We start from the raw sequence: 14,979 nt of genomic DNA on the forward strand, positions 1-14,979 counted from the left end.
TTGCTTCATCCCGAAGGATTTCGCTCTTCGCAATGACAGAGGGGAAATTATTTGCCACAGATTATATCATTTATGATACAATAAGGTTTCAAAAGGAGACGGGGTAAATGGATAGAATGCCACGACTTGATAAAAAAGCATTGTCAGTTGGGACTCTTGATGACATAGAAGATGAAAAGGCTTTTTGGCTTTCTCAAAGCGGGCGGAAACGATTAGCTGCTATAGAGTTGAATCGGAGGATGGTATATGGAAAAGATAGAGTTACATCCAGACTTCAAAGATTTTTTGAAACTTCTGAACTCTCGATGCGTTGACTATTTACTAGTTGGCGGGTATGCCGTTGGTTATTATGGCTATCCTAGAGCAACAGGTGATATGGATGTCTGGATAGCTGTTACTCCAGACAGCGCTCGTAAAGTACGTAAAATATTTTGTGATTTTGGTATGTCTGCCAGTGACATCTCGGAAAGTTTCTTTTTGGAAAAAGACAAGGTAATTCGAATGGGATATCCACCTGTGCGAATAGAGGTTATTACTGGAGCTTCTGGAGTAGATTTTGCGGAATGTTATTCTCGACGGGAAATAGTTGATATTGACGGAATATCTGTCAGCTTTATATCAATTGACGATCTCAAAAAGAACAAAAAAGCAAGCGGAAGGCATAAAGATTTAGAGGATTTGGAACATTTGCCATAATCAATCGCTCTAAACGTCATTGTCTGAAGCGAACAGTCTAAAAAATAAAAGAGTTGTTATGAAATCAATAAATAATATTAAAAACGGCAATGTGATAAAGCTAAATGGGGCGGCATCAGGATAGAAGATATGGTGCAGGTAACAGAAGATGGATGTAGAATTATTACGAAGTCATCCAAAGAAATAATAGAGATTTTGTAAACGCCAAGTAAAATGGCAATTTATTTGGCGAATGTATTGACATTTATGTTGTCATATGATATGTTTTAATTGGGAGGGAAAATATTATGATAACTGTTAAGGAAAATACTACGTTTGTGGGGGTTTCGGAGCTCAGGTCAGGGATTGAGAAAATACTTGAAAAAGCGCGTAAAGGACTTGTGATTATCGAAAAAAGACATAAACCAGCTGCTGTTATTATGTCAAATGAAGAATATGAACATATTCAGCATGTATTAGACACTGCTGAAGATCTTGTTCTTGGCTTCATTGCTGATAAACGCTACAAGAGCGGCACGGCTGGGGATTATATTGATATTGAAACCCTTCTGAAATAATTTAGTGATTGCGATGTGGAAGATAAAGATTCATTATCTTGTTCTCAAAGAAGATTTTAAGAAAATAGATAGGCATGACCATTCCGTTATCCTCAAAACAATCTACAAAAAATTAAGTATTGAGCCGGGAAAATATGGAGCTCCTCTTCGCGGTAACTTGAAAGGATATTGGAAATTAAAAATATCACATTACCGAGTTGTGTATCGTATAGAAAAGAAATTAATTCAAGTTCTGGTTTTAAAAGTCGGCATGCGTAGAGACGAAGAAGTTTATAAAGAAATGTTTCGTCGAATAAAAAAATAAAGGAGTTACAATGATATCAATAAATAATATTAAAAACGGCAATGTGATAAAACTGAATGGGGAGTTGTTTACTGTCATTTATTTTCAGCATGTTAAGCCGGGTAAGGGCGGAGCGTTTGTCAGAACAAAATTTAGAAATTTCAAGACAGGCGCAGTGACCGATAAGACCTTCAGGGCCGGAGAGAGTGTAGAGGATGTCCGTATCGAGGAAAAGAAGCTGCAGTATATTTATAATTCAGGAGACGATTACTATTTTATGGATCTTAAGACATACGAACAAATGCCGATAAGCAGGATAATCATAGGCGAGAGTGCGGAATTTCTCAAAGAGGAATGCGAGTTAACAGGCATCTACTGTGAAGACAAGCTTGTTAATGTGGAAATGCCAAACTTTGTAAACTTAAAAGTTACCAACACATCGCCCAGCAAAAAGGGAGACACAGCTTCAGGTGGATCTAAGCCTGCAACTCTTGAGACAGGGGCTGTTATACAAGTTCCTGTTTTTATAAACCAGGGTGATATACTAAAAATTGACACAAGAAGTCGAAACTATATTGAGAGGGTTTAGCCCTTTTATTTTGACAAATATTGGTTGAAACAATATAATCCAGAGGTAAGGAGGCGAATAATGAATATTAAAGAGTTAAAGGAAATTATTGCAATATTTCAAGAAGCGGATATAGAAGAACTTGAAGTAGAGAGAGAGGATGCAAAGATCAGGCTTAAGCGGCACTCAGAGCCTGAAGTAAGGCATATAGTAGCACAACCACATACATCAGTTGTAGAGTCAATAAAGCCCGATATAGGCAAAGTTGAAGAGAAAAATGAAGGGCTTGTTGAGATTAAAACTCCAATGGTAGGTACATTTTATAAAGCGCCTGCTCCAGATGCAGACCCATTTGTTGATATTGATGCAAAGATAAGTGAGGATACAGTTGTATGTATAATTGAAGCAATGAAGTTGATGAATGAAATAAAGGCTGATGTTAACGGACGGATAGTAAAGATACTTGTTAATAATGGCCAGCCTGTAGAATTTGGGCAGACTTTGTTTCTAGTAAAACCAGAATAGGGATTTTAAGTATATGTTTTCTAAAATACTCATTGCAAATAGAGGCGAAATAGCTGTCAGGATTATAAGGGCGTGTAAGGAGCTTGGTATAAAGACTGTTGCTGTTTATTCTGATGTAGACAGGGATTCTCTGCATGTACAGTATGCAGACGAGGCAATATGCATAGGCCCTGCATCTTCAAAGGATAGTTATTTAAATATCCCGAGTATAATTAGTGCTGCTGAAATAGCAGATGTTGAGGCAATACATCCTGGATATGGATTTCTTGCAGAGAACGCGCATTTTGCTGAGATATGCAAATCATGTCAGATAAAGTTTATAGGCCCGTCGCCGGAAATAATACGCTTGATGGGCAATAAGTCAGAAGCGTTAAAGACTATGAAAAAGGCAGGATTACCAATTATGCCCGGGAGCGATGGGATTATAAAAGACAAAGAAGAAGCAGTGGAAGTGGCAAAGAAAATAGGATATCCTGTAATGATAAAAGCTTCTGCTGGAGGTGGCGGCAAGGGTATGAGAATAGCCCATAATGATGGTAAGCTGGTGAGCCTGCTTATGACTGCACAGGCAGAAGCAAATGCAGCATTTGGAAATTCAGATATATATATTGAAAAGTATCTGGAAGAGCCAAAACATGTAGAATTTCAGATATTAGGCGATAACTTTGGAAATATTATACATCTTGGAGAAAGAGACTGTACAGTCCAGCGCAGACATCAGAAGTTAATAGAAGAGTCTCCAGCTCCAGCAGCGACAGATGATTTAAGAGTAAAGATGGGGAACATGGCTGTAAAAGGGGCAACGCAGGTAAATTACACAAATGCAGGGACTATGGAGTTTTTGCTTGATAAAAATGAAAGATTCTATTTTATGGAAATGAATACAAGACTGCAGGTAGAGCATCCAGTAACAGAGCTTGTAACTGGTGTTGATATTGTAAAGGAACAGATAAAGATAGCTGCTGGGAAAAAATTGCAATATACGCAGGACAGCATAAGACAACGCGGATGTGCGATAGAATGCAGAATAAATGCTGAAGATGTTAAAAATGGATTTTTACCATCACCAGGTGTGATTACAGGTTATCATTCCCCGGGTGGTCCAGGAATAAGAGTGGATAGTTACGTGTATAATAGCTACTCTGTACAACCATTTTACGATTCACTAATAAGTAAATTAATTGTGCTGGCAGAGGATAGAAGTCAGGCCATTGAAAGAATGCAGAGGGCATTGGATGAATATGTAATAAATGGCATAAAAACAACCATTGATTTTCATAAACTGGTTTTTAGCGATTCTGCTTTCCAAAAAGGAGTCATATCCACTGATTTTGTGGAAAATTTATTAAAAAAAGAACAAAAATGAAAGGAGATGTTATGGAAGAAGAACGGGAAGTAAAGAATAATTTGGGAACAGTCAGGATAAACAATGAAGTAGTAGCAGTCATTGCAGGTATGGCGGCTACAGAGATTCCTGGCGTTACCTGTATGAGCGAGGGCATTGTTGGAGGCATTACGGAGATATTTGGTAAAAAAGGCGCGGACAAAGGTGTGAAAGTAGAGATTGGAGAAAAAGAGGTTAACATTACACTGGCTATTGTTGTTAAGTACGGAGTGCAGATTCCTGAAGTGGCTCTGCAGATTCAGCAAAATGTGAAGAAGCAGGTTGAGAAAATGAGCGGACTTTTGGTATCAAAGGTCAATATTAATGTGGGAGGTATTCATTTCCCTAAAGAGAAAAAAGAACCTGTCAAACAGGACAAAGTAAAGGAGAAGAAATGAGTGATCAAGGAATAGGCACTAGATTAATTGCGGCATTTTCAATTCTTGTGCTTTTAATTGTTGGTTTACTTCTTGTTATGTTTTATATTTCACCGCAGTTTTTTATTGAAGATGGTTATAAAGCACTTGGAGAATTTTATGCAGACAAAGACATAAAGATGGCCATTGGTTGTACAGGGGCATTATTTGTGCTTTTAAGTATAATTCAGATTTGTGTCTCGTGTTTCAGGCTGAGGAAAGAGCAGGCGTTTTCGTTTGAGAATTCTAACGGAAAAGTAAAAGTTGCATTTAGCGCCATAGAAGGGTTCGTAAGAAGACGAGGATTGGAGATTAAGGAAATAAAAGATCTTATTCCAAAGGTTTATATAACTAAAAACGGTTTGCAGATAAAGAGTAAGGTAATATTAAAATCAGATGTAGATATTCCATCCTCTACCAGTAAGCTGCAAGAGTCTATAAAAAACTATGTGGGTGATGTACTTGGTATTAAGGATCTTACTTCCGTAGAAATATATGTAACTAAAATAGCTAAGTCTGAGATCAAGAGAGCTGAAGAGGACATTAAGTGATAAAAGATTCAAGATTCCCGAAATGTTCTTTTTGCGGTAAGGCACAAATGGAGGTGAGCAAGCTTGTTGCAGGAACAAATGCTTATATTTGTGATGAGTGCATTCTTCTGTGCAATAATATACTGAAACAGGGACAGAAACATCGTAGTGATGATGAGGAAAGAGAAATTTCTATACCAAAGCCGGTAAATATAAAAAAGGCGTTGGATCAATATATTGTTGGTCAGGAAAAAGCAAAAAAAATTCTGGCTGTAGCGGTTCATAATCACTATAAAAGGATAAAAGCCAGTGCTAAATCAGATGATGTTGAACTGGAGAAGAGCAATGTTCTTCTTATTGGGCCTACCGGATGTGGAAAGACTCTACTTGCCAGGACTTTGGCAAGAATTATCAATGTTCCGTTTGCCATTGCAGATGCAACAACTCTTACTGAAGCAGGGTATGTTGGAGAAGATGTTGAGAACATAATTCTGAAGCTCCTCCATGCAGCAGACTTTAATGTAAAAAAAGCTGAAAGAGGTATTATCTACATAGATGAAATAGATAAAATTGCTCGTACCACAGATAATATATCTATTACCAGAGACGTTTCAGGAGAGGGTGTACAGCAGTCCTTGCTTAAATTAGTCGAAGGCAGTGTTGCAAACATTCCTCCGCAGGGAGGAAGGAAACATCCTCAGCAGAAGTATATTCAAGTAAATACATCCAATATATTATTCATTTGCGGAGGCACATTTAATAGTTTGGATAAAATAGTCCAGGCAAGGGCAGGAAAGGGAACTATTGGGTTTAGAGGCAGTTCAAGAGTGGAGAAACAGGATATGTTGAAAAACTTACTGCCGGAAGATTTAATAAAATTTGGATTAATTCCTGAATTTGTTGGCAGACTGCCTATAATAGGGATTCTGAATAAATTGGATAAATTAGCTCTCATAGATATATTGATTAAACCTAAGAATGCGTTAACAAAGCAATTTAAAAAGTTTTTCTCAATGGAAAATGTGAAATTAACTTTTACAAAAGAAGCGATTTCTCTTATTGCTGAGCAAGCTGTTAAACTTGGAACAGGCGCTAGAGGACTGCGTTCTGTAATAGAAGATGTTATGCTTGAGATTATGTATGATATCCCTTCAAGAGAAGATGTTGAAGAATGTATTATATCTGGAGATGTGATCAATAAAAAAATCCCGCCTATTATTATAACCGGAAAGAAAACAAAAATTGCCTGATAGATTCCCTCTTATTCCCATCAGAGATATTGTTGTGCTTCCATATATGATAGTCCCGTTATGGATTGCCAGAAGCAAGTCTATTCTTGCTGTAGAAAAAGCTATGGCAGGTTCAAAGAAGGTCTTATTAGTAGCGCAAAAGAATGCTCATATAGAGGATCCAAACCCTGAGGATATATACGAAGTTGGAACAATTGGAGAAATCCTGCAGGTGGTGAAAAATCCGGATGGGTCTATTAAAATATTGATAGAAGGTACAGATAGAGCAAAAATAATAAGATATGTCAATACAAGAGGAATATTTGAGGTAAAAACAGAAAAGATAAAAGAACCCTCCGAAAAGACGCCAGAAATAGAAGCCTTGATGAGAACAGTTATAAAATTATTTCAGAAGTATGGAGAATTAAATCCTAAAATACCCAGAGAGTTTCTGGGCTCACTTAATGATCTCAATCAGCCTGGTAGATTAGTGGATGTAATTGCTTCTCATATTGCAGTCAAAATGGAAGCCAAACAACAGATTCTGGAATCCTTTCAGCATGAAGACAGATTGAGAAAAATAATAGAAATACTTATGGGAGAGGTAGAGATTCTTGGTGTTGAGAAAAAGATCCAGGGGCGAGTTACAGAACAGATTGGTAAAACACAAAAGCAGTTTTATCTGCAGGAGCAGATGAAAGCAATAGAAAAGGAGCTGGGAAAGGGTTCAGAAGAGGGAGGCGAGTTTGCTGAGCTTAAAGCAAAAATAAAAGAAGCTAAGATGACAAAAGAGGCTGAAGAGAAAGCGAATAAAGAGCTTGAAAAGCTGACAAAGATGCATTCAATGTCTCCGGAGGCAACTGTAATTCGTAATTATCTGGACTGGCTGATTGGGGTTCCATGGAGCAAAGAAACGCAGGATAAATTGAACATAAAAAAGAGTGAGGAAATTCTCAACCAGGATCATTATGGACTGGAAAAGGCTAAGGAAAGGATACTGGAATTTCTGGCGGTAAGAAAGTTAGTAAAAAAGCTTAAAGGCCCAATACTTTGTTTTGTGGGACCGCCTGGCGTTGGAAAAACATCTCTGGGAAGGTCCATTGCTCGTGCATTGGGGAGAAAGTTCATAAGGGTTTCCCTTGGCGGAGTAAGAGATGAAGCGGAGATTAGAGGACATAGACGAACATATATAGGAGCTCTGCCTGGGAAGATAATCCAATCACTCCGAAAAGTCGGTAGTAGAAATCCAGTCTTTCTACTTGATGAGGTTGATAAAATGAGCGTTGATTTTCGCGGGGATCCGTCTTCGGCATTGCTTGAAGTACTAGACCCTGAACAGAATCATGAATTTAATGATCACTATCTTGAAGTGGATTTTGATCTTTCTAACGTATTATTTATAGCAACGGCAAATATTATTCATAATATCCCTCCTACACTACTTGATCGTTTTGAAGTAATAAATTTTTCAGGCTATACAGAGATAGAGCAGGTAAAAATAGCAAACCAGTTTTTAATAACAAAACAGCTAAAAGCCAATGGGTTGAATAGTAACTTGCTTGAAATTTCAGATAAAACCATTCTCAGTATAGTAAGACACTATACACGCGAAGCTGGAGTGAGGAATTTGGAGAGAGAGATTGCATCTATATGTAGAAAAACAGCAAAACTGATTGTTGAAAAAAAGAGGACAAAAAAAATAAAAGTACTTCCAGGTAATCTTTCTGATTTTCTGGGAAATAAAAAATTCAGATATAATAAAGGAGAGGAAAAAGAAGAAATTGGAGTTGTCACTGGTCTTGCATGGACAGAGGTTGGAGGAGAGATATTATCAATAGAGGTTGCTGTAATGGCTGGAAAAGGAGAGCTTATTTTAACAGGTCAGTTAGGAGATGTTATGAAGGAGTCCGGCCAGGCATCGCTCAGTTTTATTCGCTCTAAAGCAAAAGAACTTGGTCTGGCAAAGAATTTCTATAAGAACATTGACATACATATTCACGTTCCTGAAGGAGGCATCCCAAAGGATGGTCCTTCTGCAGGTGTTGCAATGGCAGTTTCTCTGGCTTCTGCACTTACTAAGAAACCCATTAAGAAGGATATTGCCATGACAGGAGAAATAACGCTCAGGGGAAACGTCTTGCCGGTAGGAGGTATAAAATCTAAAGTTCTGGCAGCTCACAGGAGTAATATAAAGACAATTATTCTGCCTCAGGAAAACAAAAAGGATCTTGATGATATTCCTTTAAATGTAAGAAAAAAGATAAAATTCTTTTTTGTAAAAAATACTGATCAGATCTTTAAAAAGGTGGGGATTTTAAAATAAGCGAAAGGGTTATAATGCAAGAGAAATATACGGAATTGCTTAAGAAAAAATGCACAGAAACAAGTTATAGAAAGCTAATGGCATTGGATAATGCGAAACTTTATGATTTTGTTGGAAAGTATGCAGAGCTTTGTAATCCTGATTCGGTTTTTATTGGCGATGGTTCTGATGAAGATGCTCAGTATATAAGGAATAAGGTATTAGAAACCGAAGAGGAAAGAAAACTCGCTGTTCAGGGACATACAATTCATTACGACGGCTACAATGATCAGGCGCGTGATAAGGCGCAAACTAAATATCTTCTTTCTGAGGGAATGGAGCTCGGGGTCAGTCTCAACACAATAGACAGAGAAGAAGGGATACGAGAAGTCCATGAATATCTAAAAAATAGTATGGCTGGAAAGGAGATGCTGGTTTTGTTTTTCTGTCTTGGTCCAACTAATTCCGAATTCTCCATTCCATGTGTTCAGATAACTGATTCCAGTTATGTTGCGCATTCAGAATATATTCTTTATAGGAGAGGATACAGACAGTTTGAGAGAATCGGCAATTCTGAGGATTTCTTCAGGATTATGCATAGTGCCGGTGCTCTGGAAAACATGGTAAGCAAGGATGTAGATAAACGCAGAGTATATATAGATCTTGAGGAGAACATTGTATATAGCACAAATACCCAATACGCAGGTAACACAGTTGGACTTAAAAAGCTCTCTCTAAGACTTGCTATTCACAAGGCATCAGGAGGAGATTGGCTTGCTGAACACATGTTAGTTATGGGGGTGCATGGTCCCGATGGAAGAGTTACCTATTTCACAGGAGCTTATCCAAGCGCCTGCGGTAAAACATCAACTGCTATGATGAGAGGGGAGAGCATTGTAGGTGATGATATAGCATATTTAAGACATAAAAAGGGTAAAGTCTATGCAGTAAATGTTGAGAGCGGAATATTTGGAATTATTCAGAATGTTAATGCAAAGGATGATCCTTTGATATGGGAAGTTTTAACCTCTCCTAATGAAGTGATCTTCTCTAATGTTCTTGTAACAGAAGACAAAACTCCTTTTTGGCTTGGAGACGGTAGAGAGATACCTGAGAAAGGGATTAACCATTCAGGGGAATGGGTAAAAGGGAAAAAAGATTCAAAAGGCGCTGAGATTACACATTCTCATAAAAATGCAAGATATACAGTCAAGCTTCGTTCTCTTAAGAATTTAGATCCTAAACTGGATGATGCTCAGGGAGCAGAAACAAAAGGGATAATCTACGGCGGAAGAGATTCAAGCACATGGCCTCCTGTTCAGCAGTCTTTTGATTGGGCGCACGGAGTAATAACAATGGGAGCGTCTCTGGAATCAGAGACTACATCCGCAACATTAGGAAAGGAAGGCGTCAGAGAGTTTAATCCTATGTCTAATCTTGATTTTGTTTCCGTTTCGCTCGGAAGATATATTAGCAATCATCTTAAATTTGCAGATTCCCTGGATTCTCCGCCTGCGATTTTTGCAGCCAATTACTTTCTTAAAGACAGTAAAACCGCTGAATATGTGACAGGTATGCAGGATAAGCGTGTATGGATTAAATGGATGGAACTGCGGGTTAATAATGATGTGGATGCAATTAAAACTCCCACAGGTTATATCCCGAAATATGAGGACCTTAAAAAATTGTTCAAACAGGTTCTTGATACCGATTACGCAGAAGAAGACTACATAAAGCAGTTCACTTTGAGAATACCTGAAAATCTTCAAAAAATTGAGAGAATCACAGAGATATATAAAACAAAGGTCTCAGATACCCCGGATATTCTTTTCAGCATTCTTGAAGAGCAGAAGAAACGGCTGAAATCTGCGCAGGAAAAATACGGGGATTATATAGCACCAGAGCTTTTCTGCAAGTAACGCTAAAGTAGCAGTAAACGTTCAATAATAATGTTCGGCATAGAAAGGAAGGCTATAATGGCAGTTATGAAGAAGGTAAAATCCCGTGAGTTATTCATGGGAAAGTTAAGTCATAGTGGTGATTTGTTGGAAGAAATCACTGACATTTGTCGAAAGAAAAATATTCAGCTTGGACGCATCGAAGCACTCGGAGCCGTTCAGAAGGCCCGTCTTGCATTTTATAATCAGCAAACGCGTGAATACCAGTTCTTTATAATAGATCAACCGCTAGAAATCACTAAACTTGTGGGGAATATCTCGCTTAAAGATGGAACCCCAATTGTCCATGCACATGTTACTCTGGCAGACAAAACAGGAAAAACCTATGGTGGGCATCTTGCGCCAGGAACAGTGATTTTCGCATGTGAATTTATACTGGAAGTCTTTGAAGGTCCGATTTTTGAAAGAGGATTTGACAAAGAAACCGGACTGCCTTTGTGGGCAATGTCGGAATAAGGGAAAAAGGAGACAGCGACCTTTTTTTTAAAACGGGGTCAAATCTTTATCATTGACAAAGCATGCCACATATCTATTTTTATTGAGATTTTAAGCAATTTGAGCTATGGTAACGCTAAAGTAGAAGTGACTGTTCAATAATTAATGTTATGCTTGAGGTGAGAAGATGATCGTAGCAGGCTGGATTGTATGGGTTTTGTCTCTGTCATTTTTCCTTGGTTTCTTATTTTTCAACAGGAGGTGCGCCAAGGAGAAGAAGCCAATTCATGCAGCTCTTCATGTCCAATTGATCTTCTTGCTACTGTCCATCGTGATTTTCGCATTCGCTTCGTTTAACAGATTGCATCTATTGTGGGTTGTGCCTTCCAGTCTCATCCTTGGTTGGGTAGTTGCATTTGGAATTCTACCATTACCTGTGATAGGCACTGCTCTCAGGGATATTCTGTTGCTATTCGCACACGTTTTCTTTTTGGGTACGGATTGGGAATTAGGGGGATACCCCTGGGAGATTGCTGTCGCGCGGACCGTTGCTTCTCGTGCATCCATGCAGCATGACAAATCACCTGAGGAATTCGAATCAGCCATCAAGGAGCGTCAAGAGCTGCTGTTTGGATACTACCTGTATTACAAGGGCATCAAATTCCTGCATTCTGCTGGCTTCCATGACAACACAACTATGGATAGCACAAACTTTCATTACTCGCAAATCAAGGAACGTAACACTAAGTCTGTTCTGGAGGCGAAGGAACTTCTTGCTATGGTCAAACGTGGCGAAAAAGATGTGACGCACTTGAGTGAATTCGTTTTCCCACCGATTCACGGGCCAGGCCTAGATGAGATGACAGGACGCGCAAAGGCTTTGGTAAGAGCATATGAGAGGGTTTTCCCCGGGAGACCAAGTGACCGGGAACTTACTGAAGAAGAATATTTTGCTCTTAATGACGCTGCGATGTCTGAATGGCCTGTAGATGACAAAGCATAACAATGGCATGAAGACGAACTGGTAACATTAAAAAAAAGTGACTGTTCAATGATTAATGTTTGATGCACGATGTCTATGAGGAGTAATTAGTCATGGGAATACTTGATCACGCTAAAGAATTGGCTGAGCTCATCAAGAAGTATAATGACCAAGATCTCTACCAACGCATTGTCGACCTGCGAGATGAAATTTTTGCTCTGCGTGAGAAAAATCTAAATTTGAAGGAAGAACTCAGAGTCATCAAGGCGGACAGAGATGTAGAAGCGCAGTTGACGAAAGAACGTAATGTATACTTCAGGGTCGATCCCAACGGGACTCGTAGCGGTCCCTATTGCATGATGTGTTGGGATTCAGATCGCAAACTTGTGAACCTGACGCAGGAAGATGGGGGATACACTTGGTGTCTAAGGTGCATTAAAGAATCAAAAAAATAGCAGCATCGAACAACCACATGCAAAAAAGTAAAAAACGATCAAATCTTTATTATTAACAAGGCAGGCCACAAACACACTACGATTAGGATAACAGCATGGCTCTTTTAACCAAATCAAAATACCTTGCAGGGCTTCAGTGTTCAAAACTCTTATGGATGCTTGTCAAAGCGAAGGATAGAATTCCTGCGCCGGCTGAAGATGCTCAATTCAGAATGGATGCCGGAACTGAAGTCGGTATTCTGGCTAAACAATTATTTCCCGAAGGCATTGATATGCCGACTGATGATTTCATGCGGAATATTTATTTGACAAAGGATAGTCTGTTGGAAAATGTGCCGCTTTTTGAAGCAGGAATCATGGCTAATAATTGCTATTCAAGAATTGACGTTCTCAAGCCAAATGATGACGGGAGCTTTGATATTATTGAAGTCAAATCAGGAACAAAGGTTAAAGAAGAGAATGTTCACGATGTTTCTTTTCAAAAACATTGCTGTGAAATGGCAGGGCTAAAGATTGCGAAATGCTGTTTGTGCTTTATCAATAATCAATACGTCAGGCAGGGCGATATCAATGTGAGGGAACTGTTCTCCATTCAGGATATAAGTATGGAGGTTGCTGAAGCTCAGCAGGGTATTCAGGAGAGAATCGCTAAGATGGCTGATGCCATAAGATTGAGCAGATGCCCTTTGGTTTTGATAGGCAGACACTGCGATTCTCCCTATACCTGCAACCTAAAAGATGAATGCTGGGAATTTCTGCCTGAAAATAATATTTTCACACTCTGCGGAGGCGGGGGAAAAAGCGCTGAGCTCTTCAATAACGGCGTACACAGCATAGCGGATATTCCTGACGATTTTAGACTTACAGATAAGCAGGATATCCAGAAGAAGTGCGGGCAAACAAGGGAATGCCATGTTAACACTTTCGGAATAAAGCAGTTTCTTGATACATTGAATTATCCTCTCTATTATCTGGATTTCGAGACCTTTTCTCCGGCAGTTCCCGAATATGATAATTCCAGGCCATATCAGAAGATTCCGTTTCAGTATTCTCTCCATATTCAGCAGAAAGATAACAAAACAGAGCATTTTGAATTTCTAGCGGAAGGAAGCAAAGACCCAAGACCTGCATTATTAAAAAATCTCAAAGGAGTTCTTGGAACGAAGAGCAGTATTGTTGTTTATAATCAATCATTTGAGAAAGGCGTTTTAGATGAGTTAGCAAGAAATTTTCCCGGATATCAGGATTGGGTCAATGAAATACTTCCAAGAATAGTAGATCTGCTGATTCCTTTCAGAAACTTTTACTACTATAATCCATCTCAGCAAGGCAGTGCCTCTATAAAAAAAGTCCTTCCGGCGATTACGGGAGAAAATTACGGAGAAATGGAGATCGCAACCGGCGAAGATGCAAGTATGCAATTCTTTAAAAGCCACATTAAAAGTAAATCAAACAATAAAGAAGAAATAAGAAAAAACCTGTTAAAATACTGCTGTTTGGATACTGAGGGAATGGTGTTGATCGTCAGCGAATTGAAAAAGTTTGTGAATTAGATAAACCATGGTAATATCAGGGCAGAAGTTATTGTTTAATAATCAATATAAAAACGAGGGATTTTGGGAGGGAAAGAGAATGAAATCAATTAGGGCTCTATTAGTTATCCTGTTATTTTCTATTGTTTTATCCGGCTGCAATACAATTAACAAACCGAATATATCGTCTGAAGAGAATGAATTTCAGTTATTAACGGAAGATTATCCGCCTTTAACATTTGAGAGAGATGGAGAGATAACGGGATTTGGTACGGAAGTTGTGCGTGAAATTATTCGCAGATTGAATATTGCGGATAATATTCGCATTCTGCCATGGAAAGAAGGATACGATTTATGTTTAAAAGAGGCTAACGTGGTTCTCTTTACAATGAAACGCACAGAATTGCGAGAGAATCTTTTTCAATGGATTGGACCTATCGGAAGTAATAATACAATTTTTTATGCAAAGAAAGGTTCCGGAATCAAAATCGATAGTATGGATGATGCAAAGAAAGTATCAAAAATCGCAACCTGCTCTGCATGGTTTTCCGAACAAGACCTTAAAGATGCCGGTTTCACCAATCTTGTTAGTTCCCCTGTTCCAACAGAAAATGTTCGTCAATTGGTAGAAGGAGAAGTTGCCCTTTCGATTTTTACTGATATCACAATCCCTGAAATTGCGATTCAGGCGGGATATTCTATCAATGATCTGGAACCTGTTTTCGTCGTCAGTACAGGTCATTTTTATATTGCGATTTCCAAAACTACTCCTCAGAGTTTGGTAGATTTGTGGAAACAGGCTTTTCAAGCGATGTACGAGGATGGGACTTTTAAAAGGATATATGCTAAATGGATTCCGAATGGCACTATCCCGGTCTTATAATAAGAAAAAAGGAATCGGAACGGAAACGGTCGTTCATGGGCAGAGATGGGGTGCGATGCACAGCGGCTATTTCTCTGACCCCGCGATTGCAAATCCTCTGGTCAAAACGTTATAGTTTAGTTATAAAAAGTTGATCTTTTCAACTTTTTTTGCATTTTTACTTTATACGTAGAAACGCCACGACAATTCAAGCTCTCTGCCACCTCCTTTCCAGCTTGATTGATATTGATATATAGTATCATTT

Annotated in this window: 17 protein-coding genes; all 17 read left to right on the forward strand. The window is 38.7% G+C overall.

Features of this window, described 5'->3' with window-relative positions:
• Positions 1-107 precede the first annotated feature (107 nt).
• Positions 108-314 carry a hypothetical protein gene (locus tag Q7J67_09565; GenBank protein MDO9465527.1) on the forward strand — a complete coding sequence of 69 codons (207 nt, stop codon included), beginning with the start codon at positions 108-110 and terminating at the stop codon, positions 312-314.
• Positions 247-696: a hypothetical protein gene (locus tag Q7J67_09570; GenBank protein MDO9465528.1), complete on the forward strand. Its 450-nt coding sequence runs from the start codon at positions 247-249 to the stop codon at positions 694-696. Before Q7J67_09565 ends, Q7J67_09570 begins: the two co-directional genes overlap by 68 nt.
• 287 nt (positions 697-983) lie before the next feature.
• Entirely contained in the window at positions 984-1,253 is a 270-nt protein-coding gene (locus Q7J67_09575) for a type II toxin-antitoxin system Phd/YefM family antitoxin (protein MDO9465529.1), read from the forward strand.
• A gap of 13 nt (positions 1,254-1,266) precedes the next feature.
• Positions 1,267-1,557: a type II toxin-antitoxin system mRNA interferase toxin, RelE/StbE family gene (locus Q7J67_09580; GenBank protein MDO9465530.1), complete on the forward strand. Its 291-nt coding sequence runs from the start codon at positions 1,267-1,269 to the stop codon at positions 1,555-1,557.
• A 10-nt stretch (positions 1,558-1,567) separates the two neighbouring features.
• The gene (gene efp, locus Q7J67_09585) at positions 1,568-2,125 is read left to right on the forward strand and encodes an elongation factor P (protein MDO9465531.1); all 558 of its coding nucleotides are present in this window, start codon (positions 1,568-1,570) and stop codon (positions 2,123-2,125) included.
• A gap of 60 nt (positions 2,126-2,185) precedes the next feature.
• Complete coding sequence (accB, locus tag Q7J67_09590; protein ID MDO9465532.1) at positions 2,186-2,629, forward strand: acetyl-CoA carboxylase biotin carboxyl carrier protein; 444 nt, start codon at positions 2,186-2,188, stop codon at positions 2,627-2,629.
• Between the two features lie 13 nt (positions 2,630-2,642).
• Positions 2,643-3,995 carry an acetyl-CoA carboxylase biotin carboxylase subunit gene (gene accC, locus Q7J67_09595; protein MDO9465533.1) on the forward strand — a complete coding sequence of 451 codons (1,353 nt, stop codon included), beginning with the start codon at positions 2,643-2,645 and terminating at the stop codon, positions 3,993-3,995.
• Positions 3,996-4,006: 11 nt separating this feature from the next.
• Positions 4,007-4,411, forward strand: coding sequence for an Asp23/Gls24 family envelope stress response protein (locus Q7J67_09600; protein MDO9465534.1), 405 nt, complete (start codon positions 4,007-4,009; stop codon positions 4,409-4,411).
• Positions 4,408-4,980 (forward strand): alkaline shock response membrane anchor protein AmaP, encoded by a 573-nt coding sequence (gene amaP / locus Q7J67_09605; GenBank protein ID MDO9465535.1) that lies wholly within the window; start codon positions 4,408-4,410, stop codon positions 4,978-4,980. Before Q7J67_09600 ends, amaP begins: the two co-directional genes overlap by 4 nt.
• Positions 4,977-6,209 carry an ATP-dependent Clp protease ATP-binding subunit ClpX gene (clpX, locus tag Q7J67_09610; protein ID MDO9465536.1) on the forward strand — a complete coding sequence of 411 codons (1,233 nt, stop codon included), beginning with the start codon at positions 4,977-4,979 and terminating at the stop codon, positions 6,207-6,209. The genes amaP and clpX overlap by 4 nt, the downstream gene beginning before the upstream one ends.
• Positions 6,202-8,511, forward strand: a complete 2,310-nt coding sequence (lon, locus tag Q7J67_09615; protein MDO9465537.1) for an endopeptidase La — start codon at positions 6,202-6,204, stop codon at positions 8,509-8,511. Before clpX ends, lon begins: the two co-directional genes overlap by 8 nt.
• Before the next feature lie 14 nt (positions 8,512-8,525).
• Positions 8,526-10,409, forward strand: a complete 1,884-nt coding sequence (locus tag Q7J67_09620) for a phosphoenolpyruvate carboxykinase (GTP) (GenBank protein ID MDO9465538.1) — start codon at positions 8,526-8,528, stop codon at positions 10,407-10,409.
• A gap of 57 nt (positions 10,410-10,466) precedes the next feature.
• Positions 10,467-10,904: a DUF296 domain-containing protein gene (locus tag Q7J67_09625; protein MDO9465539.1), complete on the forward strand. Its 438-nt coding sequence runs from the start codon at positions 10,467-10,469 to the stop codon at positions 10,902-10,904.
• A gap of 310 nt (positions 10,905-11,214) precedes the next feature.
• Complete coding sequence (locus tag Q7J67_09630; GenBank protein ID MDO9465540.1) at positions 11,215-11,886, forward strand: hypothetical protein; 672 nt, start codon at positions 11,215-11,217, stop codon at positions 11,884-11,886.
• 92 nt (positions 11,887-11,978) lie between these two features.
• The gene (locus Q7J67_09635) at positions 11,979-12,320 is read left to right on the forward strand and encodes a hypothetical protein (GenBank protein ID MDO9465541.1); all 342 of its coding nucleotides are present in this window, start codon (positions 11,979-11,981) and stop codon (positions 12,318-12,320) included.
• A 95-nt stretch (positions 12,321-12,415) separates the two neighbouring features.
• Positions 12,416-13,873, forward strand: a complete 1,458-nt coding sequence (locus tag Q7J67_09640) for a DUF2779 domain-containing protein (GenBank protein MDO9465542.1) — start codon at positions 12,416-12,418, stop codon at positions 13,871-13,873.
• Between the two features lie 79 nt (positions 13,874-13,952).
• The gene (locus Q7J67_09645; protein ID MDO9465543.1) at positions 13,953-14,735 is read left to right on the forward strand and encodes a transporter substrate-binding domain-containing protein; all 783 of its coding nucleotides are present in this window, start codon (positions 13,953-13,955) and stop codon (positions 14,733-14,735) included.
• Positions 14,736-14,979 lie beyond the last annotated feature (244 nt).

Source organism: bacterium, from assembly GCA_030652805.1.
GTDB lineage: Bacteria > JAHJDO01 > JAHJDO01 > JAHJDO01 > JAHJDO01 > JAHJDO01.

Bases quoted from the DNA above. Each gene is read 5' to 3' on its own strand.
- Q7J67_09565 (MDO9465527.1), top strand. From the start codon at position 108: ATGGATAGAATGCCACGACTTGATAAAAAAGCATTGTCAGTTGGGACT.
- Q7J67_09570 (MDO9465528.1), top strand. From the start codon at position 247: ATGGAAAAGATAGAGTTACATCCAGACTTCAAAGATTTTTTGAAACTT.
- Q7J67_09575 (MDO9465529.1), top strand. From the start codon at position 984: ATGATAACTGTTAAGGAAAATACTACGTTTGTGGGGGTTTCGGAGCTC.
- Q7J67_09580 (MDO9465530.1), top strand. From the start codon at position 1,267: ATGTGGAAGATAAAGATTCATTATCTTGTTCTCAAAGAAGATTTTAAG.
- efp (MDO9465531.1), top strand. From the start codon at position 1,568: ATGATATCAATAAATAATATTAAAAACGGCAATGTGATAAAACTGAAT.
- accB (MDO9465532.1), top strand. From the start codon at position 2,186: ATGAATATTAAAGAGTTAAAGGAAATTATTGCAATATTTCAAGAAGCG.
- accC (MDO9465533.1), top strand. From the start codon at position 2,643: ATGTTTTCTAAAATACTCATTGCAAATAGAGGCGAAATAGCTGTCAGG.
- Q7J67_09600 (MDO9465534.1), top strand. From the start codon at position 4,007: ATGGAAGAAGAACGGGAAGTAAAGAATAATTTGGGAACAGTCAGGATA.
- amaP (MDO9465535.1), top strand. From the start codon at position 4,408: ATGAGTGATCAAGGAATAGGCACTAGATTAATTGCGGCATTTTCAATT.
- Q7J67_09620 (MDO9465538.1), top strand. From the start codon at position 8,526: ATGCAAGAGAAATATACGGAATTGCTTAAGAAAAAATGCACAGAAACA.
- Q7J67_09625 (MDO9465539.1), top strand. From the start codon at position 10,467: ATGGCAGTTATGAAGAAGGTAAAATCCCGTGAGTTATTCATGGGAAAG.
- Q7J67_09635 (MDO9465541.1), top strand. From the start codon at position 11,979: ATGGGAATACTTGATCACGCTAAAGAATTGGCTGAGCTCATCAAGAAG.
- Q7J67_09640 (MDO9465542.1), top strand. From the start codon at position 12,416: ATGGCTCTTTTAACCAAATCAAAATACCTTGCAGGGCTTCAGTGTTCA.
- Q7J67_09645 (MDO9465543.1), top strand. From the start codon at position 13,953: ATGAAATCAATTAGGGCTCTATTAGTTATCCTGTTATTTTCTATTGTT.